A 23814-nucleotide genomic window follows, 5' to 3' on the forward strand; every position below is an offset into this window, starting at 1 on the left:
GCGGGCTGTGCGGGGTGGTCGGCGGGGGGCACGTGCGGGTGCGGCATGACCGTGGCCTTCCTCGGTTCGACAGGGCACTGCGCGGACTGAGGGAACGTCGGATCCCGCCCCCGGCACACCCCCGGAGGGGAACGGTGCCGCGGGGGCGGATCACAACTGCTGGTGACGGAGCAACTACTGAGCCAGCCACACCCTAGGACTCGAACACAAACGAAGCAATCATCCCGTCGGAGTTTGTGCGCTCCTGGTGGTTCGACGGGGCCGGCCGGGCACCCGGTCGCGACGACGTGCCCGGCGCCGGCGCGCTCAGGCGGTGGTGATCCGGATCGCGTCGACCACCGCCTCGGCGGTGCTCAGGGCGTCCGCCGAGGTGGCTCCCCTGGTCGTCACCGAGCCCACCCGGTCCCAGGAGCTGCACAGCTCGCGCACGGTGTCCCCGGGCTCCAGGTGCAGCGAGAGCGAGAGCACGCCCGGCAGCCGGGCCGCCTCCTCGGCGCCGTCGACCGACACCACCTCGCCGGGCGTCGCCTCCATGAAGCGGACCGCGGCACCGCCCGCCGCCCGCTGCGGCAGCGGCTCCGGGCGGCGGCCCCGCATGACGGTGTAGAACGCCCCGGCCAGGTCGATCCGGTACGCCTCCTCGATCAGCATCGGGATGCCGTCGCCGGGAAACCGGCCGGCGCACTCCACCAGGTACGGGCGACCGTCGCTGACGATCCACTCGCAGTGCACCATGCCGCTGCCGAAGCCGACCGCGCGCAGCACCGTCCCGGTCTGGGACACCAGCAGTTCGCTCAGCGAGTCCGGGATGCCGGCGGCCGGCACGGTGTGCCCCAGCTCGATCGGGCGCGGACCGGGGTAGAGCAGCTTGCCGGTGACGTTGGAGAACAGGATCTCGCCCTCGCGGACCAGCAGTTCGACGCTGTACTCCTCACCATGGACGTACTGCTCGATCAGCATCCGCAGTTCGCGCTCCCGGTCCGGCACCCGGTTGCCCTCGTCCTGACTGGTGCACTCCTCCCAGGCGGCGTCCAGGTCGTCCAGCGAGTGCAGCACCTTGGTGCCGACGGAGGCCTGCCGGTTGGCGGGCTTGAGGACCAGCGAGCCGGGGTGGGCGGCGGCGAACTCCCGCACCTCGTCCGGGGAGGCGACCTCCTGGGACGCCGGGTTGAGGACGCCCGCGGCCCGGGTGACCCGGCGCAGCAGCGACTTGTCCCGCATGACCTGGGCCGCCCCGGCCCCCGCCCCCGGCAGGCCGTACCGTTCGGCCAGCCGGGCCGCGAACGGTGTGGCGTACTCGACCAGCGGGGCCACCACGGCCGGGTCGAGGTCGGGGTAGGTGTTGAAGAACTCGTCCGCCGCGGCCGGGAGCTGGTACTCCCACTCGATCAACTCGCGCAGCATCGCGGCGCCCTCGAGGGCGTTCTTGACGTCGCACTTGCGGATCACGTCCGGTTCGTCGACGACGATCACCGAGCCGGGGGGGAACTCCTTGATGTGGGGCAGGACGTTGACGTAGCCGACGATGATCCAGGGTTGCTCGCTCATGGTGCTTCTCCTGTACCGGGGCGAAGAGTGAGGGGTCAGTGGCGGATCTCGAGCGTGCAGCACTTGACGCTGCCGCCCGCCTTGAGCAGCTCGGACAGGTCCACGTGGTGGGTGCAAAAGCCGCGGGCGCGGAGCTTGGCCGCCAGGCCGGTGGCGGGCTCGGGGAGGATGACGTTGCACCCGTCGGAGACCAGGTTGAGCCCGAAGACCAGGGCGTCCTCCTCGTCCGCGAGAAGGGCGTTCGGGAACAGGTTCTCCAGCACCCGCAGGCTCTCCGCGTCGAAGGCGCCCGGGTAGTACACGATCTCCTCGTCGTCGAGCGCGGCCAGCGCGGTGTCCAGGTGGTAGAAGCGCGGGTCGACCAGTTTCAGGCCGGTCACCGGGCGGCCGAACAGCGCCTCGGCCTCGGCCTGGGAGCGGGGGTCGGAGCGGAAGCCGTTGCCGGCCAGGATGGCCCTGCCGGTCGTCACGTAGTCGCCCTCGCCCTCGCTCGTGAAGGCGGCCCGGACCACTTCCGTATAGCCCCGCTTCCGGAACCACTCGGCCCAGAACCGGGCCTCGGCCTGGCGCTCGGGGTGGCGGAACCTGGAGATCAGGACCTTGCCGTCGACCACGAGGGCGCCGTTCGCGGCGAACACCATGTCCGGCAGCCCGGGGGCGGGTTCGATGGTCTGGACGTAGTGGCCGAGCTCGGCGAACAGCGTGCGCAGGTTTTCCCACTGGGCTGTGGCCAGCGCCTTGTCGATGGGCTTCTCCGGGTCCATCCACGGGTTGATGCTGTAGCTGACCTCGAAGTGGTCGGGGCGGCACATCACGTAGTTCCGGATGCGCGCGTGACGGGGAGTCAGGTTGGTCTCGGGCGCGAGGAGACCGGTCATGGCGAGAGTCCTTCCGGGTGTGGGGAATCGGGGCCGTGCGTGTTCTTCGGCGGTCAGCCGGTGATCCCGAGGCTGAGCGGGAAGCTGGGCCTGCCGCCCAGGAGGTGGGCGCCGGCGGACTGCAGGATCTTGTCCTGGGCCACCACGTGCTGGCACATCGTCATGGTGTCGCGGAGCCAGCGGTCGAGCGGACTGGGCTTGTAGATCGAGGCGGTCTGCATCAGGTCGTAGAGCCGCATCACGATGGAGCGGGCGGTGCGGAAGGCGTGCAGCCGGGAGAGGGGGAGCGCGGCGCGCTCCTCGGGGGTGAGGTCGTCGAGGGTGCCGCCCGCCTCCAGCACCTCCCACTGGCGCCGCATCGCGCCGTAGACCGCGCTGCGGGTCGCGTTGAAGTCGGCCTCGCACTCGGCCAGGGTGACCTGCACCCGCCAGTTGTCGGACCAGCCGCCGCCCCCCGGCCGGGACTTGGCCACCACCTGGGCGCGCACCCAGTCCAGCGCGGCCCGGGCGACGCCGAGCGGGACACCGGGCATGTTGCGCATGTGCACCTCGGGCTGGGCCAGCGGGCCCTCGCCGTTACGGACCGCGCCGAAGGTGAGCGTCCGCCCCTCGGGGACGAACACGTCGTGGATCGCGTAGTCGCAACTGCCGCTGCCCGCAAGGCCGGTGGTGTTCCAGGTGTCGATGATCTCGACGTCCGCCTGCGGCACCATCAGCAGGATGGAGTCGTGCGCGCCGTCGACCAGGTACGGTTCGCCGTCCTCGTAGATGAAGGCGCCGGATATCACCCAGTCGGCATGGGTGATGCCGCTGCCGAACTGCCACCTTCCGGACAGACGGTACCCGCCGTCCACCCGTTCGGCCCGGCCGGTGGGGAAGAGCAGGCCGGCGGTGGCCATGTCCAGCCGGGGGAACATCTCCTTGGCCACCGTCTCGTCGAGGAACGAGGCGTAGAGGCCGGAGTCCATCCCGATCATGGCGGCCCAGCCGGCCGAGGAGTCGCCGTAGGCCAGCGCCTCGACCACCTCGGTCTGCTCGGCCGAGGTCAGCTCCGGACCGCCCCATGCCTTGCTGAAGCCCATCCGGAACGCGCCGGTGGAGCGGATCAGTTCGACCACGTCGGCGGGGAGGCGGCGGTTCTGCTCGATCTCGGCCGCGCGCTCCCGCAGCTGCGGGGCCAGCGCCTTGGCGGCGGCCAGGATCTCGGCGGCGGTGTTGGGGACCGCCCGGGTGTTCGTCATGTCAGGACTCCTTGGTCGTGGCCGTCGCCAGCTGGTGGAACTTGCCGTGCAGGAAGAGCAGGGGGGGCTGGTGGTCGCGGATGCCGGTGGAGACCACCTCACCGATCACCATCGTGTGGTCGCCGAGGTCGAAGCTGTCCCAGAGCACGCACTCCAGGCTGCTCTGCGCGTCCAGCATCAGGGCTCCGGTGACCGGTCCGGGGTTGGCCCGGAGGGCGGCGACCGCCTCGGCGCGGTCGTCGCGGCTCCTGGCGAGCTGCCGGGCCAGCGGCTCGGCGTCGCCGGCCAGGATGGAGACCGCCCACTTCTTGGTCTCGAGCAGATCGCCCAGGAACTGGGAGTCGCGGTGCAGCGAGAGCGAGACCAGCGGCGGGGCGAGCGACACCGAGGTCAGCGAGTTGAGCGTCACCGCGTCGTGGCGGCGAAGGCCCTCGCGGTCCGCGTAGGTCGTGGCGACGCAGACTCCGGTGGCGAAGTTGCGCATCGTACCGCGCAGATCGGGTGACATGACGGCTCCTCCTCGGAACTAGACGGCCTGGTCGAAGGTGAAGACCCGCTCGGGGTCGTAGCGGTGCTTGATCTCGCGAAGCCGGTCCAGGTTGGGGCCGAAGTAGGCGGCCTGGGCCTCGGACAGGTCGGGGTCGGTGAAGTTGACGTACGAGGCGTCCCGGGCGTGCTCGCCCATCGCGGCGTGCAGTTCGGTCAGCCACTCGAGGTTGGCCCGGCGCACCTCCTCCGGGTCCTCGGTGGACCAGGACGTGTCCATCGAGATCAGGAAGAGCACGTCCCGGTGGGGGAAGGCGGTCTCGGTGACGGGCACCCGGTTGATGGCGCCGCCCCAGGTGAACAGGGCGATGCCGGCCCCGTCCGGATTGCTGCTGCCCGGCCACTTGCGCAGGGCGGTCAGGAGGGTGTCCACGCCGGCCTCGGTGAGCGGCTCGCCGATCGTCCGGGTGCGGACCGCGAACGGGTCTCCCGACGTCTCGTGGCGCAGGTAGTCCTTGGCCTCCCAGTAGCCGCGGTCCTCGATCTCCGCCGTGGACGGCGAACCGGTCTTCAGCGCGGGCGCCAGCAGTTCGCGCAGCTCCGAGGCCGGCCCCAGGTGCTGGCCGATCACCGAGACGACCCCGCTGTCGTCCCTGGACCGGCTCACGCCGATCCGGGCGGCGAACCGGTCCGGCGCGTCCCGCATGATCCGCTGCATCACCGGCAGCACCGCCTCGGCGTCGTCCAGGGGCCACAGCACGAGGCAGGTGGAGCTGGCGACCGTCGGCCGGGCCTGGAAGGTGAAGGAGGTGTTGATCCCGAAGTTGCCGCCGCCGCCGCCCTTGCAGGCCCAGAACAGGTCGGGGTGGTCGATCTCGTTGCAGGTGACCAGCGTGCCGTCGGCGAGCACGATCTCGGTCTCCACCAGGGAGTCGCAGGTGAGGCCGAACGCCCGGGAGACCGCGGCCACGCCGCCGCCGAGGGTGAGGCCGCCGATGCCGACCTCGTCCGAGTTGCCGAGCGGCACCGCCAGGTCGTGGCGCTGGAGCTCGGCGTACAGCTCGCCGGAGCGGACCCCGCCGCCGACCGTGACCAGCTCCCGTTCGCGGTCCACCGTGATGGTGTTCAGACCGTGCAGGTCGAGCACCAGCCCGGTGGTGGCGGCCTGGCCGGCGTAGCTGTGGCCGCCGCCGCGGGCCACCACCGGCAGCCCCTGCTCCCGGGCCCAGGCGATCCCCCGGGCGACGTCGGCGACGCTCGCCACCGAGAGCACCCCGGAGGGGCGGATGTCCGCGTAGCGCTTGTTGAACGCGCTGCTGTTCTCCTCGAAGCCGGGCTCTCCCGGCAACCGCACCGTTCCGTCCACCTGCTCGCGCAGGCTCTGCCAGTCGGTCATCCCGCTTCCTCCGGTTCCGTCACTTCCGCCAGGTACGAGACGCCGGTCTCGGCGTGCGGTCCGTACCGCTCCCACTCCTCGCGGAGCACCAGCCCGCCGTCGGCGGTCTGCTCGGGCGTGTTGACGGTGTGTCCGGCGATCACGTCGCCGCCGTCCAGCACCATCGTGTAGGCGAGCCGGAGGGTGCCGTCCGGATCGCAGACCCCGTTCACGCTCCCCCGGCGGACCGGGCCGCCGGCGAAGTCCGCCCAGACCAGGTCGTCCTCCTGGTGGTAGCGGGCCGTCACCCCGTCGTCCGTGGAGGCCAGTTTGCGGAACCGGCGGCCGTCGTAGTCGATGCTCATTTGTCCACGTCCAGCAGTCCGGCGGGCATCTCCAGCCGCGCGGCCACGTCCTTGCGCTCCAGCGGCTCCGCGTCCAGCTCGACGGCCGCGACGGCGGCGGCGAGGCGTTCCCGGCAGGTCTCCCGGTCCTCGCCGGTGCAGACCACGAAGGAGTGCCGGGCCAGGTACCCGCCGGGCGGGAGCCGCAGCTCGGTGCCCGGCTCGATCATCGGGGAGGCGGTCACCAGCCCCGGCAGGCCGACCGGCACGCGCACCTCGTGGACGGTGGCGTCCTCCGACGGATAGCCGAAGCGGATGCCCGCGACCCCGTGCCGGGTGAAGGCGGTGTCCGGGCGGTGCCCGGCCGCGACCTCCACCAGCAGCTCGCCGGGGTCGATCCCGGTGGCGATCCGGCCGAGGAAGGGGATCAGGTCCCCGCCGAGCCGGCCGTTGATCTCGATGATCACCGGACCGTAGGAGGTGAGCTTGACCTCGGTGTGGGTCAGCCCGTTCTCGACGCCGAGCACCTCGTGCGCCTTGGTCAGGACGTCGATCAGTTCCTGGTCCTGCAGCAGCGGGTCGGCCGCGTCCACGACATGGCCCACCTCCTCGAAGTACGGGTGGTGCCCGGTCTCCTTGCGGGCCACGAACATCGCCCGGTACTCGCCCCGGTGCACCACGCCGTCGACGCTGATCTCGGGACCGCCGGCGTAGCCCTCCACGATCGCCCCGCCCCGGAACGGCTCGTCACCGACCAGGCTGGCGTTCGAGGCGACCAGGTAGGCCTCGTCCAGCTGCGTCTCGTCCTCGGCGAGCACGACGCCCATCGAGGCGCCCAGCGCACGCGGCTTGACCACCACCGGATAACCGATCCGGGCGGCCGCCTCGCGGGCCTGCTCCAGCGTGTCGGTCAGCTCGAAACCGGGCTGAGGGAGTCCGGCGGCGGTCAGCATCGACCGGGTCCGGTGCTTGTCCCGGCAGCCCTGCACCCCGTCCGGGCCCAGGCCCGGGAGCCCGAACTCGGCGGCCAGTTCGGCGGCCGGCATCACCAGCGGCTCGTCGTAGCAGAACAGCCCGACCACTTTCCGGCGGCCCGCGATCTCCCTGGCGGCGGCGCGGAGTTCCTCGTGGTCGAACACGTTGACCACGGTGATCTCGTCGAAGTGGTCCTGCTGCCAGGTGGGCTTGAGGTTGTTGATCAGGACCAGCTTGAGGTCCAGCTCGGCCGCCCGGCGGGCGGCGGACTCGATCAGGTACTCGCGGTAGACCTGGAGCCCGCTGCCGATCACCAGCAGCACGCGGTCGTCGGTGCTCATATCGTCTCCTCTCGGAAGTCTGTGGTGAGTGCTTCGAGAATCCGTTCGGCGACCAGCGGCGCGGTGCGGAAGCCGTCGCCGCCGCTGGCGGTCCGGGCCCAGGTGCTGGGGCCTATCCGGACCAGGTGGGCGGCGCCCGTCTCGGCGTCCACCAGGTAGTGGCAGCGCTTCACCGCGATCACGGTGTACCGGTCGGGTTCGGTCAGGAACCGCTCGGCCAGCACCTGTTCGGCCCACCGGCGCTCCTCCACGGGGGAGCCGGTGGTGACCGCGTCCGCCTCCCGGCAGACCGAGGCCGAGCTGACCTTGAGCAGCGTCCCGTCCCCCGGCGGCAGCAGCCAGGCCAGGCCCGAGGTGCCGATCCGGCCGATCCCCGGGGTGTTCTCCCAGGCCGCGGCCAGCTGCTCCGGCGGCCTGAGGTAGACCAGGGTCTGCCGGTGCAGCACCATCGGCAGGTCGACCAGCTCCTTCGACCAGGGGCCGGTGGCGATCAGGGTCAGGTCGGCGTCCAGGTACTCCGCGTCGGGCAGGTACACCCGGCCGGCCTCCGGGTCCACCGCCTTGACCTCCTGCCAGGGGCGGAGCGTCACGTTCGGCTGCTCGTTCAGCCAGCGGACGAGCACCTGCAGCGCGTGGTCGGCGAGCAGGACGCCGCCGTGGCGCTCCAGCACCCCGACCGAGTTCTCGGGGAACCGGACGTGGGGCACCGTGGCCGGGTCGACCATGCTGACCGGGAGGTTGACGGCGGCCGCCGCTTCCATCACGGCGTCCACCTCGTCGGCCGACCAGGCGGTGATCATGCCGACCCGGCGGTAGAACTTGGAGCCGGTCAGGGCCTCCAGTCCCATCCAGCGGCGGTGCGCCACCGCGATCCGCCGGGAGGCGGCCAGGTCGGCCGTGTCGAGCGCGCGGACGGCCCGGTGCTGGTCGAAGGAGGTGGAGTTGGGGTTGGGGATGGCGTCCCGGTCCAGCACGGTGACGTGGTGACCGGCCAGCGCGCACCGCACCGCCGAGAGCAGTCCGGTCACTCCGGCGCCGACCACCAGCACCCGTCGTGCGTCGGTGGGCATCTCACACCGCCCCGGCGTCCAGCCGCGGCAGTTCCCTGACCGTGATCTCGGTCGTCCGGTCACCACGCGTCAGCCGGGTGTCGACCCCGGCCCGCTCGGCGAGATCGATCAGGATCGGGGCGGCGTTGCGCAGCACCGTCTCCACCTGGTGGCAGAAGTCGCCCGCCTGCTCGTCGGTCACCTCCCAGCGGTCCAGCCGGCCCAGCTGCTCGGCCAGCGTCTCCGCCGCCCGGCCGAGGCTGAAGGAGCCGAGCTCGTAGGCGGCGGCGAACCGCTCGGTGATCCGGTCGGCGGCCTCGCGGGAGGCGGCGGAGACCGGCAGGGTCTGTCCGGCCCACCGTCCGGCCTCGGCGGCCACCCGGTTCCACGGTTCGATCAACCGGGCTCCGGTGACGGCGGCGAGCGCCGACCAGCCGAAGTTGGTGCGCTGGTTCTCCGGGCTGGTGGCGGCCAGGTGGTAGCGGCCGACGTCCCGCGGCAGCCGGTCCGCGAGCTCCTGCCCCCAGACCAGGTGGCCCCGGCTGGTGGAGAACTTCTGGTGCTCCAGCTCGTAGAACTCGTTGGTGACGAACCGGGCCGGCAGGGCGTACCGGTCGTGCAGGGCGAGCAGCATGGCCGCCCCGGCGATGGCGAACGGGAAGGTGTTGTCGAAGCCGAGGAAGTAGACGACCTCGGTGCCGGACTCCGGCCACCAGAGCTGGTCGTCGGCCGCCAGCACCTCCCCGCGCTTCTCGGCGGACAGGGCGGTGGTGTAGATGGACCAGGCCATCGTCTCGGCATTGGGGTTGATGCACTGCCCCGCGACCTCGGGGAACGGGGCGGGGATGCCCCAGGAGATCGGGTAGGTGACCGGGAGGTCCGGCAGCGGGCGGGCCAGCATCTCCGCGACGGCCTGGGCCATGTGCGGCCGCAGCGCGGCGCCGGTGCTCGCGAAGTACTCCCGCAGCCGTTCCCGGTACTCCTCCAGCGGCAGCACCAGGACCGGGACCTCGCGCAGTTCCAGGACCTCCTCGGGGTTCTCGGTGGAGCGGGGGTCGATCAGGTCGCCGGCCGCCAGCGGGTGGCCGCAGCTCTCGCAGAGCCCGGCGCAGCCCTCCGCCAGGCAGTTCGGGCAGCCGCCCTTGACGAAGCCGTCGACCAGGTACTTCCCGGTGCTGGGCGCGTAGGGGAACAGGGTGGGCCGCAGGACCAGCTTCCCCTCGTCGTGGAGCCGGCTGACGAACTTCAGCACCTGCTTGGTGAAGCGCTCCTCGTCCCGGGTGAAGCCGTCCACCGCGATGCCCATCGCGGCGAGCGTGGACTCGATCTTGGCGGTGGAGTCGGTGACCAGGGCCTCGGGCGTGGTGCCCAGCCGGCGGGCGGTGGTGACCACGAAGGTGGAGGTGTCCTGGGCGCCGGTGCCGAAGACGGTCTCCCGGCCGACGGCGCGCTGGTAGCGGGTGAAGACGTCGGCGGCCAGGAACGGACCGGCCAGATGGCCGAGATGCAGGTCGCCGTTGGCGGTCGGGGCGGGGGAGATCACCGCCGTGCGCTTGCTCATGCTGTGCTCTCCTTCTGGTGGCGGGACAGGAAGGCCTCCGACATGCCGGGGTCCCACCAGATCCCGTAGTACTCGAAGTCCTCGGAGGAGGCGTTGACCACCTTGTGGGTGCAGCCCGGCGGCAGGTGGACGATGTCACCGGCGACGAATTCGCGTTCGACGTCGTCCACCACCAGGGCGGCGCGGCCGCTCATCGCGATGAAGATCTCGTACTCGTGGTGGCTGTGCGGGGTGGACTCGCCGCCGGCCCGGACGACGCACCAGGCGCCCTCGAAGGGGGCGTTGAGCGCGTCCCAGGGCTGCAGGCGTTCGCCCTCGATGCCGTAGGCGGGAGTCAGGTTGGCGCGGTCCAGACGACGGATCTCCATCAGCGGCCCCCCGCCGTCGCGGCGACGCTGCGGCGGTCCAGCAGGTCGGTGGTGATCTCGTGCGAGCGCTGTGCGAGCACGCTCAGCAGCGAGTCGGATATGCCGTGGGTGGCCTCGTTGAAGCCCTGCAGGTAGAGGCCGGCGCGGGCCTCCTCTCCGAGCTCCACCCGGTAGCGGCGGTTCACCTCGATCCGGTCCAGGCCCGCCTGGTCGGCCAGGCTCCGGACCATCGCGGGCATGCGCTGGTCGTAGCCGGTGCCGAGCAGCACCAGGTCGCAGCGGTGCAGCTCCACACGGCCGGTCCTGCGGTCGCGCAGCTCGAGGACCACCTCGCCGTCCTCCTCACGGGCCGAGAGCACCTCGGTCATCGGCCGGACGGCGGAGCGCTGGGAGCCCGTCAGCTTCTGCTCGTAGAGCATCAGGTAGGTCTCGTCCAGGAACGGGGCGGCCAGACCGGCGTAGTTGGTCAGGCGCATCTCGTCCAGGATCTGCTTGCGCGCCTCCGGGGAGCTGGCGTGGAACTCGTCGATGAAGGACGGGAAGAACAACTCGTTGACGAACTTGCTCGTCTGGTAATTCATCAGGCCGATCGAGCGGTGCACCAGGGTCGGCTGGCTGAGCGGCAGGTCCTGGTGGACCGAGACGAACATCTCGGCGGCGCTCTGCGCGGCGCCGATCACCACCACCCGCACCGGGCGGTCGATCGGGTACTGGGCGATCCGGGTGGAGTACTGGGAGCTGTGGATCACCCGGTCGTGCGGCAGGCCGGCGAACTCCGCGGGGATGTGGGCGTCGCGGCCGGTGCCGACCACCAGGTCGCGGGCGTCCACCGTGTCGCCGTCGGTGAGGTTGACGCGCCAGCCGATCACGGTGCCGTCGTCGGCCTTGCGCGGGGTGACGCTCCGCACCCTGGCGTTGTAGCGGACCCCCACGTGGTCGAGGGAGTTGGCCACCCACTGGAGGTACTCGGAGATCTCCCGGCGGAAGGGGTTGAAGGTGCCGAGGTTGACGAACTCGTCCAGCCGGCCCTTGGCGTGCAGGAAGGAGAGGAAGGAGAAACGGCTCTGGGGGTTGCGCAGGGTCACCAGGTCCTTGATGAAGGAGACCTGGCTCCGGGCGAACGGCAGCAGCAGGTTGCGCTGCCACTGCACGTCCGGGTGCTGCTCCAGGATCAGGGTGTCGGCCGCCAGGCCGGTGACGCCGGATTCCTCGATCGCCACCGCCAGGGCCAGGTTGGACGGGCCGGCGCCGATCGCCAGGACCTCGACCTCGTGGTTAGTCATGTTCTGCCACCTCGCTACTCGTCCTACCGCCCGTTCGAACGGGCAGGTGAACGGACCGTTCTGCTGTTCGGTTCCGTTCGGTAGGACGAGTACATCGAGGGCGGCTGTTGACCGACAGGCTTGTCCGGAGCGGACAATCAACGTGCGATTGACCGGAGTTGATCGGAGGGTCAGGTCAGCTGCCGGACACCGGCCCGCGGCCGGATCCGGGGGAACGGCACGGAGCGGCGAGGCAGCAGGTTGTGGGCCGGATCGCGGTCCGCGACGAAGGCCCGCGCCAGGGGGTCGAGCCGGTACACGCCGAGCCGGTCGGTGGGCCGGAGCATGCCCGCTTCGACCAACTCGTCGGTCAATTGGTCGGCTCCGGCCAGGATTGATTCGTCGGCCCGCAGCTCCGGCTGCGGCAGGTTCGCCAGCCGGTCGAGCAGATCGCAGGCGCGGTCGCTGAGTTGGACATGGGCCGAGTTGAGGACCTCGCGCATGGAGAGGTCGCCGACGCTCAGCCAGTCCAGCAGCGCCTCGGGACGGTCGAGCTGGTTGACCGCCCGGCGCAGCGACATCTCGGGGTGGGCGAGCAGCTTGCGGGTGGCGATGTCCAGTGCCAGCGGCAGGTCGCCGCAGAGCTCGGCCAGCCGGTTGGCGCTCGCCGGGTCGGCCTGGGCGCGCTCCGGCAGCCCCTGGGCGATCAGCGCGACGGAGTCGGTCCGCGGGAGCGGCTCCAGCCGGATCCGGTGGACGTCGCGCAGGCCGAGCAGCGAGGAACGGCCGACCACGATGGTGGTGCTGGTCGCGGAGTCGGCCAGCAGCGGGCGGACCTGCCGCTCGCAGTGCACGTTCTCCAGCAGCACGAGCACCCTGCGCTGGGCGAGCAGCGAGCGGTAGAGCCCGGCCCGCTGGTCCGCCGCCGCCGGGATCTGCCCGGAGGGCACCCCCAGGGCCGCGAGGAACTCGGCGACCAGGCCCGATACGTCGTACCCGCCCTCGGGCACCGGGCCCACATCGGCGTAGAGCTGACCGTCCACCATGGCCGGGGCCAGGTTGTGCGCGTGGTGCAGGGCCAGTTCGCTCTTGCCCACGCCGACCGGGCCGCTGATCACCACCGGGCCGGCCGGGGCCGAGGCGAGCCGGCCCAGTTCCTCACTGCGGCCGACCAACCCCTGCGGGCGGGGCGGAAGTTGGCACGGCCTCGGCAGCACCGGTGCGGTGGTCGGAAGCTCCTGGGGTATCGCCCGGGCCGCCGGCTCCCGGGGTATCTGCGGCCCGGCCGGGCGCGGCGGCACCGCCGGTATGCCGTTGCCGGCCGCCTCCAGCCAGCGCCGGCGCCATTCCTCCCGGTCACCGCCGCAGGCGGCCACGTACGCCAGCGCGACCTGCAGCGTGGGCAGCCGATGCCCGTTGGCCGCGCTGGACAGCACCGAGGCCGAGTACATGGCGGTTCTGGCCATGTCCCGGTACGTCGGGCTGCCGGCCTCGATCCGCAGGCGGCGCAGGCGGCTCGCGAACTCCGCGACCGCTCCGCCCGAGGCGTCCACTGGTTTCTCCGGCCTCCCCATTTCCATCCCCTCATCTCTCGTATACGTACTGGATGACTCGTACACATGGAAAACACGGGGAGCGGGCCGGTCCGATGGCACCGGACCGGCCCCGCCCCGTGCGTGGGCATGTCGTCAGGCTGTGAGGCTCTCCCGCACGCCTCAGCGACTGAAGCTGCTGTTCACCGCGCCGAAGTCGAGCGCGCCGGCCAGCTCGTCGTACGTGCCCTTGCCGATCAGCTCGGCGGCGGCCCGCTGGGCCAGCGTGTAGGCGGCCTGGGCGACGGCGGTGCCGACGCTGACCCGGCGCACGCCGGCCGCCTCGAACTCGGCCACCGTCGGCGCGCCGGGACCGGCCATCACGTTGACCGGCAGCGGCTGGTCCTTCACCAGCTCGGCGATCACCGCGAGGTCGAGCAGGCCCGGCACGAACAGGCTGTCCGCCCCGGCCTCGGCGTAGACGGCCGCGCGGGCCAGCACGTCGGCCTGCCGCCCCTCGGGCGCGCCGATCTGGAAGAGGAAGACATCGGTCCGCAGATTGATCACCAGCTCCGGCAGCCCGGCCCGCTCCGCCGCCTGCCGCGCGGCGCGGATCCTGGCCGCCTGCTCCTCGGCCGTGAAGAGCTCGCCGTTCGGCTGGGAGTCCTCGAGGTTCACGCCGACCACGCCGGCCTCGATCACGGCGGTGACGGTCGCCGCCACGTCCTCGGGCGCGAGCCCGTACCCGCCCTCGATGTCAGCGGTCACCGGCACCTCCACGGCGTCGACGATCCGGCGCACCAGGGCCACCATCTCGTCCCGGGTGAGCGCCTGCTGGTCCGGCTTGCCCGCCGACCAGGACACGCCGCCGCTGGTGGTGGCGATGGCCTTGGCGCCGGCCTGGGCGATGAGCGCCGCGCTGCCCGCGTCCCAGGCGTTCGGCAGCACCAGCACGCCGTTCTCGTGCAGCTCGCGGAGGACGACGGCCTTGGCCTGCTGACTGTTCGCCATAACGGCACCTTTCGTGAAAGGGGGTTTACTCGGCATGCTTCCGAATTGAGGAAAAAACGTTCAACGGAATCGCGGGGACTCCGTCACGTCGCGGCCCGCGGCACGTGGCCGGCCCGGGAGACCGAGGGGGCGCCTCCGGTGGAGCACGGGGAGGCGCCGCCCCCGGAGCGGAACGGGACCGGGCGGGTGCGGCGGGGCACGCGGACGATCAGACGCGCGCGGGCTCTTCGAGCAGGGGCTTCTCGGCCACCGGACGGCTCGTCCCCAGGGACAGGAGCGCCGCACCGATGCAGAGGGCGCCGGCGACGTACCACGCGGGCGCGTAGGTGCCGAAGCCGTCCCGGGTGAGGCCGGCCAGGGTGGAGGCGAGGGCGGCGCCGAGCTGGTGCGCGGCGAAGACCCAGCCGAACACGATCGGAGCGGACATCCCGAAGTGCTCCCGGCACAGGGCGACCGTCGGCGGCACGGTGGCGATGAAGTCCAGGCCGAAGAGGATGACGAACACGATCATGAAGCCGGTGACCTGCTCGTCGAACAGCTGGGGCAGGACCAGCAGCGACAGGCCGCGGAGCACGTAGTAGGCGGCCAGCAGGATCCGTGCGTCGTAGCGGTCGCTGAGCCAGCCGGACAGGACCGTGCCGATGAGGTCGAAGATCCCGATCATGGCGAGCAGGCCGGCGGCGGTGACCGTCGCCATGCCGTGGTCGTGGGCGGCGGGGATGAAGTGGGTGTTGACCAGCCCGTTGCTGGTGGCGCCGCAGATCGCGAACGCGGCCGCGAGGAGCCAGAACGCCTTGCTGCGGGTGGCGCGCTTCAGGCCGTCGATGGCCAGCCGCGCCGCGCTGCCGGTGACGGGCGGCGGGGGCACGACCTCGTCCGCGCCGTACGGGGGGATCCCGAGGTCGGCGGGGTGCTCCCGGAAGAACAGCAGCACGAACGGCACCGTGGCGAAGGCCACCACGGACACCACGATCGCGGCGGTCCGCCAGCCGCCCGGCGCCTCGGAGAGCTTCGCCACCAGCGGCAGGAACACCAGCGAGCCGGTCGCACCGCCCGCCGTGAGCAGGCCGGTGACCAGTCCCTGGCGCTTGACGAACCAGCGGGTGCCGATCGTGGCGACGAAGCCCAGGGAGATGGAGCCGGCGCCCAGGCCGACCAGCACGCCCCAGAGCATCACGAGCTGCCAGGACGCGGTCATGAAGACGGTCAGCCCGCTGCCGAGGGCGATCAGCGTCATGGCGCCCGCGGCCACCTTGCGCACGCCGAAGCGTTCCATCAGCGCGGAGGCGAACGGTGCGGTGACGCCGTAGAGGGCGAGGTTGACGGACATGGCGAAGCCGATGATCCCGGTGGACCATCCGAACTCCCGTTGCAGCGGCTCCACCAGCGCACCGGGGGTTGCCCGGAACCCAGCCGCCGCGACCAGCGCGACAAATCCGATGGCCGCGATCATCCACGGCCAGACGTGTTTCTGACGAATCATCTGCCCAGCGTGATCGACGCCTCACCGGCCCGGAAAGCGGAGCGGGGGCACCTTGTCAGGTCCACACAGCCGTCGGTCGCCGGGGCGTTCAGCCGCCGATCGGGAGCCGCTGCGACGACGTCGCCTCGTCGACGTCGGACGAGCGCACGGTCATCCACACCGTCCAGTCGCCCGCCAGCGCGAGCCGGGCAGCGCCCGACCAGCGTCCGGCGCCGTCCGGCCGGAGCGTCACCTGCAGCGGCCCGAGGTCCCGGGCGGGCAGGGTGAAGGCCAGGCGGACCTCCGGCACGTCCGCCGGCTCCCCGCCGGTCCCGGCCAGTTGCAGCCGGACGGTGTAGCCGCCGGACTTCGCCGGGACGAGGCGCATCGTCGCCGTGCCCTTGGCGTTCGCGGTCCGGCCGCCCGTGTCGAACGGGATCTTCAGCGTGACGGTCCGGCCCGGTGCGGCGCTCGCGGCCGACGCGGCCGGGCTCCGTGGGTCGGACGCGTCCGCGCGCGCCGTCCGTCCGGGCGGTGTGGAGGTGAGCATCGTGGTCACCACGAGCACCACCACGGCCACGGCCGACTCCGTCAGGACGGAACGCCGCAGGCCCGCCCGCGCGGACCCGCCCTCCCGCGCCTCGGCGTCGGTCCGCAGGCGGGCGAGGCGGGAGCGGGAGATCCACGCCACCCCGACCATGAGGGTCACGCATCCGGCCTTGATCAGCAGCAGCCGCCCGTACTCGGTGCCGAACAGGGCGTCCCAGGAGCCCACTTCGCGCCAGGAGCGGTACAGCCCCGTCAGGACCAGGACCGTCACCGAGATGAAGGCCACCAGGGAGAAGCGCTCCACCGCTGCGGGCGCGAGTCCTTGGCGGAGCCCGGCCACCAGCGTCACCAGACCGCCCAGCCAGGCCGCCATCGCCAGCAGGTGCAGCGCGGTCACCGGCAGGGCCAGCCAGACCTGGGCGCCCTCGGAGGCGTGGTCCGTCACGACCCAGGTCGCCGACAGCCCGACCGCCAGCGTCAGCCCGGCCGCGCCGAGCCGCGACCGCGACCGGGGCCGCCCGGCCGCGTCGGTGCCGGACTGGCCCAGCTGCCCCACCAGCAGCACCAGGAACACTCCGCTCGCGGCGAGCAGCAGCAGCCTGGCCGCCAGCGCGACGTAGATCCGCTCGTCCACGGGAACGTGGGCGTGCGCCGGCGCGGGATCCGCCGACGGCGCGATGCCGCTGCCCTGTTCGTACGGGCCGCGCAGCATCATCAGCACCACGGTGGAGCCCAGCAGGCCGACCCAGCCGGCCACCAGCAGCCGCTGCACCCGCCGGACGGACGCGCCCGCCGGCCAGCAGATCAGGACGAACGCCGCCGCCCCCGCCAGCAGCGCGAACGCGGCGTACGCGACCGCCCGCCCGGTGCCGTACAGGAAGGAGATCAGGCCGTCCGTCCGGGTGCCCCGGAGCTCCTCGACGGAGACGGAACTGGCCGACGGCGCACCGATGGAGAACGTGAAGGCGCCGCCGACCGGATGCGAGTCCGCGGAGATCACCTGCCAGGCCACCGTGTAGGTGCCGTCGGCGAGGCCGCCGCGCAGGGCGACCTGCACGGTGTCGGCCCTGCCGTCGGCGTGCTCCGGGGTGCCCGCGTCGGCCCGCTTGCCCGCCGGGTCGAAGACGCGGAGCGCCTCGGAGGGCAGCGTCACCCCCTCGCCGAAGGTGAGCGTGACGGCGGGCGGCTGCTTCGGCACCACCGAGTTCTGCGCCGGGTCGGTGGAGACGAGCGCCCCGTGCGCGGACGCGGTGCCCGCCCCGCCGAGCACGGTCAGCACGGCGGTGAGCACCGCGATCAGCGCGCCGACGGCACGGTGCACCCGTACAGCTCCCGTGGTCATACCTGTCTGCTCTCCCGTCAGTGGACGATCGGCCCGTTCGGCCTCCCTGCGGGGAGCGGCGACAAGCCGTCTGCGTGGACCGGCCGTTCGCAGCCGGCCCGCGGTCCCGGGTGCCGACGGCCCCGGGATTACGGGCACCGCTTCGCCGGCGGGTTGTCCAGTGTCAGGGCGGTGCAGCGGATCCCGCCGCCGCCCTTGGCCAGTTCGGTCGTGTCGAGTTCGACCACCTCCAGGCCGCGGTCGCGCAGCGCGGCGGCGAGTCGCGGCGCGCCTTGGGCCATGGTCACGGTGGTTCCGTCGCTGACGAGGTTCAGGGCGAACCGCGCCGCCTCCTCGACGGACACCTCGATCAGGTCGGCCCCGAGCCCGCGCAGGGTCCGGAGGCTGTGTGCGTCGAGGGCGTCCGGGCAGTATGCCAGCGTGTCCGGGGCGATGACGCCGACGGTCAGGTCGAGGTCGTACCAGCGGGAGCTCACCGTGCGCAGCGGTACCACCTCGTAGTCCAGTTCGCGGGCGAGCACCTCGAGCATCCGCTCGTCGGTGCGCTGGCCGTACGCCGTCAGCAGCAGGTCTCCGCAGGCCAGCGCGTCGCCCTGGCCGCTGAAGGCGTAAGGTGCCTCGACGACCTCGAACCCCCGGTCGGCCAGCCACTGTCGGAAGTACGGTATCTCGGCCTTCCGCTCGGGCGGCGGGCAGCCCAGGACGGCCCGGTCGCCGCGGATCACGGCGGCGTTGGCGGTGAACACCATGTCCGGGCACTCCGGTGCGGACGGCAGGTACTCGACCTTGCGGCCGGCCGCGAGGTGCGCGGCCACGATCGCCTGGTGCTCGGCGAGCGCCGCCTCGGTGTCGGGCTGGATCGCGGTGTCCATGTAGGGGTTGATTTCGTAGTCGACCCGGAAGTGGCTCGCGTCGGAGACAAGCAGTTCGCTGTTCACGGTGCCCTCTCTCTGGTGGTCTGCCGGAGCCCGCCCGATCGGGCGGGTCCGGTGCGGAACCGGCCCGAAGCACCGTCCGGCCCGGCTCGTGTCCCGGTACCGGACCGGGACGGCCGGCCTCCGCGTCGACCCGAGTCCAGCCGAGCGTCGAATTGATCGCGAGCCTTGACCGGCAAAAACAATCAAGTCCGTGACGCTCGCCGCCGCGGCCTTTCCCTGTGCGGGCTTTCCCGGGCGCCCGTGGAACACCGCCGGACATGACGGAGTCCGTCCGGCACTTTCGGAGAAAGGCCGTCGGCGGGTGAGGAGTCACGGAGGATTCATTCCGCCGGTTCCGAACGGCTCCGAATTCCGGCGCATGACGAAGTCCCGGGCACCTGACGAAGTTGGCTGACGCGCTTTGATCGCCCGGTGCCGCGACAACACACTCGGCGAAGGTCATCCGTCCGTGCGGCGCAACGGCGCGGCGTTCGGACATGCCCTCTGCGAGACGGTGAACGAATCACGACCACGGAGGTTCTTGGTGACCAGCGACGCGATCGCGACCCGACCCGCCGCAGCCGGGTCCGCCCTCTTGGAGGGCCGGGGCGAACTCTGGAGGGCACTTCCCGCATGGCAGCAGCCGGAGTGGGGGGATCTCGACCTCCTGGCCGAGGTCACCTTCGACCTCGCCGACCGGCCGGAGCTGGTCACCGCCGGGGAGGTGGCCGAACTGCGCGGCCTGCTGGCCGAGGTGGTGGCCGGCCGGTTCCACGTGATCCAGGCGGGGGACTGCGCCGAGGACCCGGCCGAGTGCGAGCCCGGACACATCACCCGCAAGGTGGCGCTGCTCGAGACGCTGGCCGGGGTGATGTCCATGAACACCCTGCTGCCCACGCTCAGAGTCGGCCGGATGGCGGGCCAGTTCGCCAAGCCGCGCTCCCGCCCCACCGAGCTGGTGGACGGGGTGGAACTGCCGGTCTACCGGGGCCACATGGTCAACAGCCCGGAGCCGGACGCGCGGCTGCGACGCCCGGACCCGCGCCGGCTGCGCTTGGGCTACGAGGCGGCTGGCCGGGCCATGGAGGCGCTGCGGGGCAGGATCGCCCTGCAGCACCCGGCCTTCGTCACCCCGGTGTGGACCAGCCACGAGGCACTGCTGCTCGACTACGAGGTGCCGCTGATCCGCTCGGACGAGACGGGCCGGCGCTATCTCGCCTCGACCCACTGGCCCTGGATCGGCTACCGCACCAACCAGTTGGACGGCGCCCATGTGGCGCTGCTGGCGTCGGTGGCCAACCCGGTGGCGTCCAAGGTCGGCCCGGGCATGAGGACCGACGACCTGCTGGCCCTGTGCGAACGGCTCGATCCCGACCGCGAACCGGGCCGGCTCACGCTGATCGCCAGGATGGGCGCGGACGCGGTCACCGAGCAGCTGCCGGCCATGGCCGCGGCCGTGCGCGCCGCCGGGCACCCGGTCATCTGGCTGTCGGATCCGATGCACGGCAACACGGTCAGCGGACCGGGCGGCCTCAAGACCAGGCTGGTGGAGACCGTGGTCCGCGAGGTGAGGGAGTTCCAGGACGTGATAGGCGACGCCGGCGCGGTCGTCGGCGGCCTGCATCTCGAGACCACGCCCGACGACGTCTCCGAATGCGTTCAGGACGAGCGGTTCGTGGAGACCCTCGGGGACCGGTACACGAGTCTGTGCGACCCACGGCTGAATCCGGCACAGGCGTGGGAGGTCGCCGCCGCCTGGCAGGGCCGGTCGTCCCTGCGCTGACGCGCGCCGCTTTCTGATCGCCTCAGCAGAACTCCTGGTCGGCCGCGGTCGACCGTCGTCGATCTTCGGGGTCGTTATGCATGTCGATGAAATGGACAACAAGGTCGCGCTGGTCACCGGGGCAGCCGGTGGCATAGGCGAGGCCGTGGTACGTACCCTCGCCGCGCGCGGCGCCGTGGTCGCGATGGTCGACCGGAACGTGGACCGGCTCAAGGACCTCGCCGGACAGGTGCGCGCCTCCGGTGGGCGGGCGGAGGCGTTCCCCGCCGACGTGACCGACAGCGCCGCCGTCGAAGCCGTCGTCGAACAGGTCGAGCGGTGCCTCGGCCCGCTGGCCTACCTCGTCAACGGTGCCGGGGTGCTGCGTCTGGGCCAGGCGCGGACCCTCACCGACGAGGACTGGGCGACCACCTTCGCGGTGAACACCGCGGGCGTCTTCTTCGTCTCGCGCGCCGTGGTCAACCGGATGGTCGAGCGCCGGCGGGGCGCCATCGTGACGGTGGCGTCCAACGCGGCCGGCACCGCCAGGGTGGACATGGCCGCGTACTCGGCGTCCAAGGCCGCCGCGACCATGTTCACCAAGTGCCTGGGCCTGGAGGTGTCGCGCTTCGGCATCCGCTGCAACGTGGTGGCCCCCGGTTCCACCGACACCCCGATGCTGACCGCCCTGTGGGACGACGACACGGAGCAGGCGTCGGTCGACGGCATGCCCTCCGTCTTCCGCGTCGGCATCCCGCTGGGGCGCATCGCGCAGCCGCAGCACATCGCCGACGCGGCGGTGTTCCTGCTCTCCGACCAGGCCGCCCACATCACGATGCACGGCCTCACCGTCGACGGCGGTGCGACGCTCGGCCACTAGGGGGGTCGTTCGGACCGGGCCGACTCCAGGAAACAGCGCCTTGCAGCCGAGCCGAGCGGCGGCGACGGGGTGCCCCCTGCGCGAAGAGCTCGGGGGGAGCCCGTGCCGGGCCCCGCGCCCCCGGCAAGAACCGGACGACACCCCCTGGGGGCCGCTTCGGCCCGGAGAGGACACATCTCGTATGGGAATCCCGGCCATCGAGGCCTACCCGATGCCGACCGAGGACGAGTTGCCGGAGAACACCGCCCGGTGGACGGTGGACCCCGGACGGGCGGTCCTGCTGATCCACGACATGCAGAAGTACTTCCTCCAGCCCTTCCCCGCCGCCCAGTCCCCGGTGACGGACCTGCTCCGCAACGTCACCGCCCTGCGGGAGCGCTGTGCGGCGCTCGGCGTCCCGGTCGCCTACACCCTCCAGCCCGGCGGGATGACGGAGCAGCAGCGCGGCCTGCTGAGGGACTTCTGGGGCTCCGGGATGACGGTGGCCCCGGAGCACCGTGAGGTGGCCGACCCGATCCGGCCCGAGGCGGGCGACCTGGTGCTGACCAAGTGGCGTTACAGCGCCTTCCACCGCACCCGGCTCCTCGCGTCCATGCGGGCGCAGGGGCGCGACCAGCTCGTCGTGTGCGGCGTGTACGCCCATGTCGGTGTCCTCATGACCAGCGCGGACGCCTTCAGCTCCGACATCCGGCCGTTCCTCGTCGCCGACGCCGTCGCCGACTTCTCGCACGAGTACCACCGGTTCGCCCTGCGCTACGCGGCCGAGCGCTGCGCGATGACGGTGACGACCGCCACCGTCCTCGAGCAGCTCCCCCTGGTGGAGGCCGGCAGCCGCACCTGACAGGAAAGGAGGGCCATGACGCACACAGCGGAGACGGGTCCGCACGACGGAACACTCCTCGAGCAGGTCCTGGCCGCGCGGCACGCGGACTTCGCGTTGCTGCACCGGCCGCACACGGGGCCGGCCGATCGGATCGAGGTGCTGGTCGGCGACACCGCCGAGGTCGCCGCCCTGGCCGACATTCCGCTGCGGAGCGACACCCCCGGCCCGGACGGGGCGCCGGCCCCGGGCGCCGGGCATGAAGTGCTGGTCGTGGTCCCCTACCGGCAGCTCGCCGAGCGCGGGTTCGAGGCGGTGGACGACGGAGCCCCGGTGATCACGTTGCGTGTCCGCGCGCAGGCGTCGGTCCCCGTCGACGAGGCGCTCGCGCAGTTGCCGGACACCCGGATCGACCTGGTCGGCGGTGCCTTCGACCTCGACGACGCGGCCTATGCGGACATCGTCCGCCGGGTGATCGCCGAGGAGATAGGCACCGGCGAGGGCGCCAACTTCGTGGTCAGGCGGACCTTCGTCGCGGACATCTCCGACTACTCGCCGCTCTCGGCGCTGGCCGTCTTCCGCCGTCTGATGGAGCGGGAGCGGGGGGCTTACTGGACCTTCGTCGTCCACGCGGGCGGCAGGACGTTCGTCGGCGCCACCCCGGAGCGGCATCTGAGCCTGTCGCGCGGGGTCGCGGTCATGAACCCGATCAGCGGAACCCACCGGTACCCGGCGCAGGGCCCCACGCTGACCGGGATGCTGGCCTTCCTGGCGGACCCCAAGGAGGCCGACGAGCTCTCGATGGTCGTCGACGAGGAGCTGAAGATGGTGGCCCGCGTCAGCGACTCCGGGGTCCGGGTGAGCGGTCCTCACCTGGTCGAGATGGCCGGCCTGGCGCACACGGAGTACTTCGTCGAGGGCCGGACGAGCGCCGACGTCCGCGACGTCCTCCGGGAGACCTTGTTCGCGCCGACGGTGACCGGCAGCCCGCTGGAGAGCGCGGCCAAGGTCGTCCGCCGGTTCGAGCCGCACGGCCGCGGCTACTACAGCGGTGTGGTGGCGCTCATCGGCCGCGACGCCGGGGGCGGTCGCACGCTGGACTCCTCGATCCTGATCCGGACCGCCGTCATCGACGCCGCGGGCCGGATGACCATCGGGGTGGGCGCCACCCTGGTCCGCGACTCCGATCCGGAGGCGGAGGCGGCCGAGACCCGGGCCAAGGCGGCCGGGCTGCTGTCCGCCCTCGGTCACGGGTCGTCGCGGCGGACCGCCCCGCGCCCGCGACCGGCTCCGGGGGCGGCGTCCTTCGCCCGGCATCCCGATGTCCTCGCCGCACTGCGGCAGCGCAACAGCACCCTCTCCTCCTTCTGGCTGGAGGCCGCCGCGCCCGGGGCCCGTCCGGCGCCCGGGCTCGTCGGCCGGACGGTGCTGGTGGTGGACGCCGAGGACACCTTCACCGCGCTGTGGGACCACCAGTTGCGCTCCCTCGGAACGACCGTGACGGTGCGTCGGTTCGACGAGGAGTACGACACCGACGGGTACGACCTCGTCGTGCTCGGGCCGGGGCCCGGGGACCCGCGGCAGTCGCACCACCCGAAGATCGCCCGCCTGCGCGCGGTCACGCGCCGGCTGCTGGACACCGGACGGCCGTTCCTCTCGGTGTGCCTGAGCCATCAGGTGCTGAGCGGCCTGCTCGGCCTCGGTCTGGTCCGCAGGGACCGTCCCGACCAGGGCGTGCAGAAGAAGATCGACCTTTTCGGCCGGCCCGAACTGGTCGGCTTCTACAACACCTTCGCGGCGCGTGCGGACGCGGATCTGATCGTCGCCCCGGGCGTGGCGGGCGCCGTCGAGGTGTGCCGGGACCAGCGGACCGGGCAGGTCCACGCCCTGCGCGGCCCGGGCTTCCGCTCGGTCCAGTTCCACCCGGAGTCGGTGCTCAGCCAGAACGGCGTGTGCGTCACGGCCGAGCTGCTCGCCTCTCTTCTGGAGGAGCGCACTCTCCTTCCGGACGGGGTCCGCACTCCCCCGGCCCCCGCGCTTTCCCGGGGCGGGCCGTCCACCGGGTGACCAGTACCGCGGGAAGCGCCACTGACCCGCGCGAAGAAGGCCGG

General features: G+C 72.2%; 20 protein-coding genes. 4 read left to right on the forward strand and 16 right to left on the reverse strand.

The window, feature by feature from the left end; all coding sequences use genetic code 11:
• Positions 1–306: 306 nt before the first annotated feature.
• The 16 genes from RIM90_RS20570 to RIM90_RS20645 all read right to left on the reverse strand — a co-directional run bounded on the left by RIM90_RS20570 (position 307) and on the right by RIM90_RS20645 (position 18262).
• Entirely contained in the window at positions 307–1548 is a 1242-nt protein-coding gene (locus RIM90_RS20570) for an ATP-grasp domain-containing protein (protein WP_309062206.1), read from the reverse strand.
• 35 nt (positions 1549–1583) lie between these two features.
• On the reverse strand, positions 1584–2426 hold the full coding sequence (ddaH, locus tag RIM90_RS20575) for a dimethylargininase (RefSeq protein ID WP_309062207.1): 843 nt from the start codon (positions 2424–2426) through the stop codon (positions 1584–1586).
• Between the two features lie 53 nt (positions 2427–2479).
• Positions 2480–3667, reverse strand: a complete 1188-nt coding sequence (locus tag RIM90_RS20580) for an acyl-CoA dehydrogenase family protein (RefSeq protein ID WP_309062208.1) — start codon at positions 3665–3667, stop codon at positions 2480–2482.
• A gap of 1 nt (position 3668) precedes the next feature.
• Positions 3669–4175, reverse strand: a complete 507-nt coding sequence (locus RIM90_RS20585; protein WP_309062209.1) for a flavin reductase family protein — start codon at positions 4173–4175, stop codon at positions 3669–3671.
• 18 nt (positions 4176–4193) lie between these two features.
• Positions 4194–5549 carry an FAD-binding oxidoreductase gene (locus RIM90_RS20590; protein WP_309062210.1) on the reverse strand — a complete coding sequence of 452 codons (1356 nt, stop codon included), beginning with the start codon at positions 5547–5549 and terminating at the stop codon, positions 4194–4196.
• Positions 5546–5893, reverse strand: coding sequence for a hypothetical protein (locus RIM90_RS20595; RefSeq protein ID WP_309062211.1), 348 nt, complete (start codon positions 5891–5893; stop codon positions 5546–5548). Before RIM90_RS20595 ends, RIM90_RS20590 begins: the two co-directional genes overlap by 4 nt.
• A complete protein-coding gene (locus tag RIM90_RS20600; protein ID WP_309062212.1) occupies positions 5890–7188 on the reverse strand; it encodes an ATP-grasp domain-containing protein in 1299 nt (432 codons plus the stop codon). Before RIM90_RS20600 ends, RIM90_RS20595 begins: the two co-directional genes overlap by 4 nt.
• Positions 7185–8258, reverse strand: a complete 1074-nt coding sequence (locus RIM90_RS20605; RefSeq protein ID WP_309062213.1) for an FAD-dependent oxidoreductase — start codon at positions 8256–8258, stop codon at positions 7185–7187. Before RIM90_RS20605 ends, RIM90_RS20600 begins: the two co-directional genes overlap by 4 nt.
• Before the next feature lies 1 nt (position 8259).
• Positions 8260–9798 carry a class I tRNA ligase family protein gene (locus tag RIM90_RS20610; protein ID WP_309062214.1) on the reverse strand — a complete coding sequence of 513 codons (1539 nt, stop codon included), beginning with the start codon at positions 9796–9798 and terminating at the stop codon, positions 8260–8262.
• On the reverse strand, positions 9795–10166 hold the full coding sequence (locus RIM90_RS20615) for a cupin domain-containing protein (protein ID WP_309062215.1): 372 nt from the start codon (positions 10164–10166) through the stop codon (positions 9795–9797). Before RIM90_RS20615 ends, RIM90_RS20610 begins: the two co-directional genes overlap by 4 nt.
• Positions 10166–11449, reverse strand: coding sequence for a SidA/IucD/PvdA family monooxygenase (locus RIM90_RS20620; protein WP_309062216.1), 1284 nt, complete (start codon positions 11447–11449; stop codon positions 10166–10168). Before RIM90_RS20620 ends, RIM90_RS20615 begins: the two co-directional genes overlap by 1 nt.
• A 170-nt stretch (positions 11450–11619) precedes the next feature.
• Positions 11620–12981: an XRE family transcriptional regulator gene (locus tag RIM90_RS20625; protein ID WP_309062217.1), complete on the reverse strand. Its 1362-nt coding sequence runs from the start codon at positions 12979–12981 to the stop codon at positions 11620–11622.
• Positions 12982–13143: 162 nt separating this feature from the next.
• A complete protein-coding gene (locus RIM90_RS20630; protein WP_309062218.1) occupies positions 13144–13971 on the reverse strand; it encodes an isocitrate lyase/phosphoenolpyruvate mutase family protein in 828 nt (275 codons plus the stop codon).
• Between the two features lie 208 nt (positions 13972–14179).
• A complete protein-coding gene (locus RIM90_RS20635) occupies positions 14180–15454 on the reverse strand; it encodes an MFS transporter (protein WP_309062219.1) in 1275 nt (424 codons plus the stop codon).
• Between the two features lie 88 nt (positions 15455–15542).
• Positions 15543–17324 (reverse strand): copper resistance protein CopC, encoded by a 1782-nt coding sequence (locus RIM90_RS20640; RefSeq protein ID WP_309062220.1) that lies wholly within the window; start codon positions 17322–17324, stop codon positions 15543–15545.
• 128 nt (positions 17325–17452) lie between these two features.
• Complete coding sequence (locus tag RIM90_RS20645) at positions 17453–18262, reverse strand: arginine deiminase-related protein (RefSeq protein ID WP_309062221.1); 810 nt, start codon at positions 18260–18262, stop codon at positions 17453–17455.
• Between the two features lie 523 nt (positions 18263–18785).
• Between RIM90_RS20645 and RIM90_RS20650 the strand changes: the two genes are divergently transcribed.
• The 4 genes from RIM90_RS20650 (at position 18786) to RIM90_RS20665 (ending at position 23770) form a co-directional block, all read left to right on the forward strand.
• The gene (locus RIM90_RS20650; protein WP_309062222.1) at positions 18786–20024 is read left to right on the forward strand and encodes a 3-deoxy-7-phosphoheptulonate synthase; all 1239 of its coding nucleotides are present in this window, start codon (positions 18786–18788) and stop codon (positions 20022–20024) included.
• Positions 20025–20115: 91 nt separating this feature from the next.
• Positions 20116–20883, forward strand: a complete 768-nt coding sequence (locus RIM90_RS20655) for a 2,3-dihydro-2,3-dihydroxybenzoate dehydrogenase (protein ID WP_309062225.1) — start codon at positions 20116–20118, stop codon at positions 20881–20883.
• A gap of 181 nt (positions 20884–21064) precedes the next feature.
• Positions 21065–21724, forward strand: a complete 660-nt coding sequence (locus tag RIM90_RS20660; protein ID WP_309062223.1) for an isochorismatase family protein — start codon at positions 21065–21067, stop codon at positions 21722–21724.
• A 15-nt stretch (positions 21725–21739) separates the two neighbouring features.
• A complete protein-coding gene (locus RIM90_RS20665; RefSeq protein WP_309062224.1) occupies positions 21740–23770 on the forward strand; it encodes an anthranilate synthase family protein in 2031 nt (676 codons plus the stop codon).
• Positions 23771–23814 lie beyond the last annotated feature (44 nt).

Source organism: Streptomyces sp. (assembly GCF_031181555.1).
Taxonomy (GTDB): Bacteria; Actinomycetota; Actinomycetes; order Streptomycetales; family Streptomycetaceae; genus Streptomyces; species Streptomyces fimbriatus.

Excerpts from the sequence above, each read along its gene's own strand:
- RIM90_RS20600 (WP_309062212.1), bottom strand. The coding sequence starts at position 7,188 with ATGAGCACCGACGACCGCGTGCTGCTGGTGATCGGCAGCGGGCTCCAG.
- RIM90_RS20590 (WP_309062210.1), bottom strand. The coding sequence starts at position 5,549 with ATGACCGACTGGCAGAGCCTGCGCGAGCAGGTGGACGGAACGGTGCGG.
- RIM90_RS20655 (WP_309062225.1), top strand. The coding sequence starts at position 20,116 with ATGGACAACAAGGTCGCGCTGGTCACCGGGGCAGCCGGTGGCATAGGC.
- RIM90_RS20620 (WP_309062216.1), bottom strand. The coding sequence starts at position 11,449 with ATGACTAACCACGAGGTCGAGGTCCTGGCGATCGGCGCCGGCCCGTCC.
- RIM90_RS20640 (WP_309062220.1), bottom strand. The coding sequence starts at position 17,324 with ATGACCACGGGAGCTGTACGGGTGCACCGTGCCGTCGGCGCGCTGATC.
- RIM90_RS20580 (WP_309062208.1), bottom strand. The coding sequence starts at position 3,667 with ATGACGAACACCCGGGCGGTCCCCAACACCGCCGCCGAGATCCTGGCC.
- RIM90_RS20665 (WP_309062224.1), top strand. The coding sequence starts at position 21,740 with ATGACGCACACAGCGGAGACGGGTCCGCACGACGGAACACTCCTCGAG.
- RIM90_RS20605 (WP_309062213.1), bottom strand. The coding sequence starts at position 8,258 with ATGCCCACCGACGCACGACGGGTGCTGGTGGTCGGCGCCGGAGTGACC.
- RIM90_RS20570 (WP_309062206.1), bottom strand. The coding sequence starts at position 1,548 with ATGAGCGAGCAACCCTGGATCATCGTCGGCTACGTCAACGTCCTGCCC.
- RIM90_RS20595 (WP_309062211.1), bottom strand. The coding sequence starts at position 5,893 with ATGAGCATCGACTACGACGGCCGCCGGTTCCGCAAACTGGCCTCCACG.
- RIM90_RS20585 (WP_309062209.1), bottom strand. The coding sequence starts at position 4,175 with ATGTCACCCGATCTGCGCGGTACGATGCGCAACTTCGCCACCGGAGTC.
- RIM90_RS20630 (WP_309062218.1), bottom strand. The coding sequence starts at position 13,971 with ATGGCGAACAGTCAGCAGGCCAAGGCCGTCGTCCTCCGCGAGCTGCAC.
- ddaH (WP_309062207.1), bottom strand. The coding sequence starts at position 2,426 with ATGACCGGTCTCCTCGCGCCCGAGACCAACCTGACTCCCCGTCACGCG.
- RIM90_RS20660 (WP_309062223.1), top strand. The coding sequence starts at position 21,065 with ATGGGAATCCCGGCCATCGAGGCCTACCCGATGCCGACCGAGGACGAG.
- RIM90_RS20635 (WP_309062219.1), bottom strand. The coding sequence starts at position 15,454 with ATGATTCGTCAGAAACACGTCTGGCCGTGGATGATCGCGGCCATCGGA.
- RIM90_RS20610 (WP_309062214.1), bottom strand. The coding sequence starts at position 9,798 with ATGAGCAAGCGCACGGCGGTGATCTCCCCCGCCCCGACCGCCAACGGC.
- RIM90_RS20615 (WP_309062215.1), bottom strand. The coding sequence starts at position 10,166 with ATGGAGATCCGTCGTCTGGACCGCGCCAACCTGACTCCCGCCTACGGC.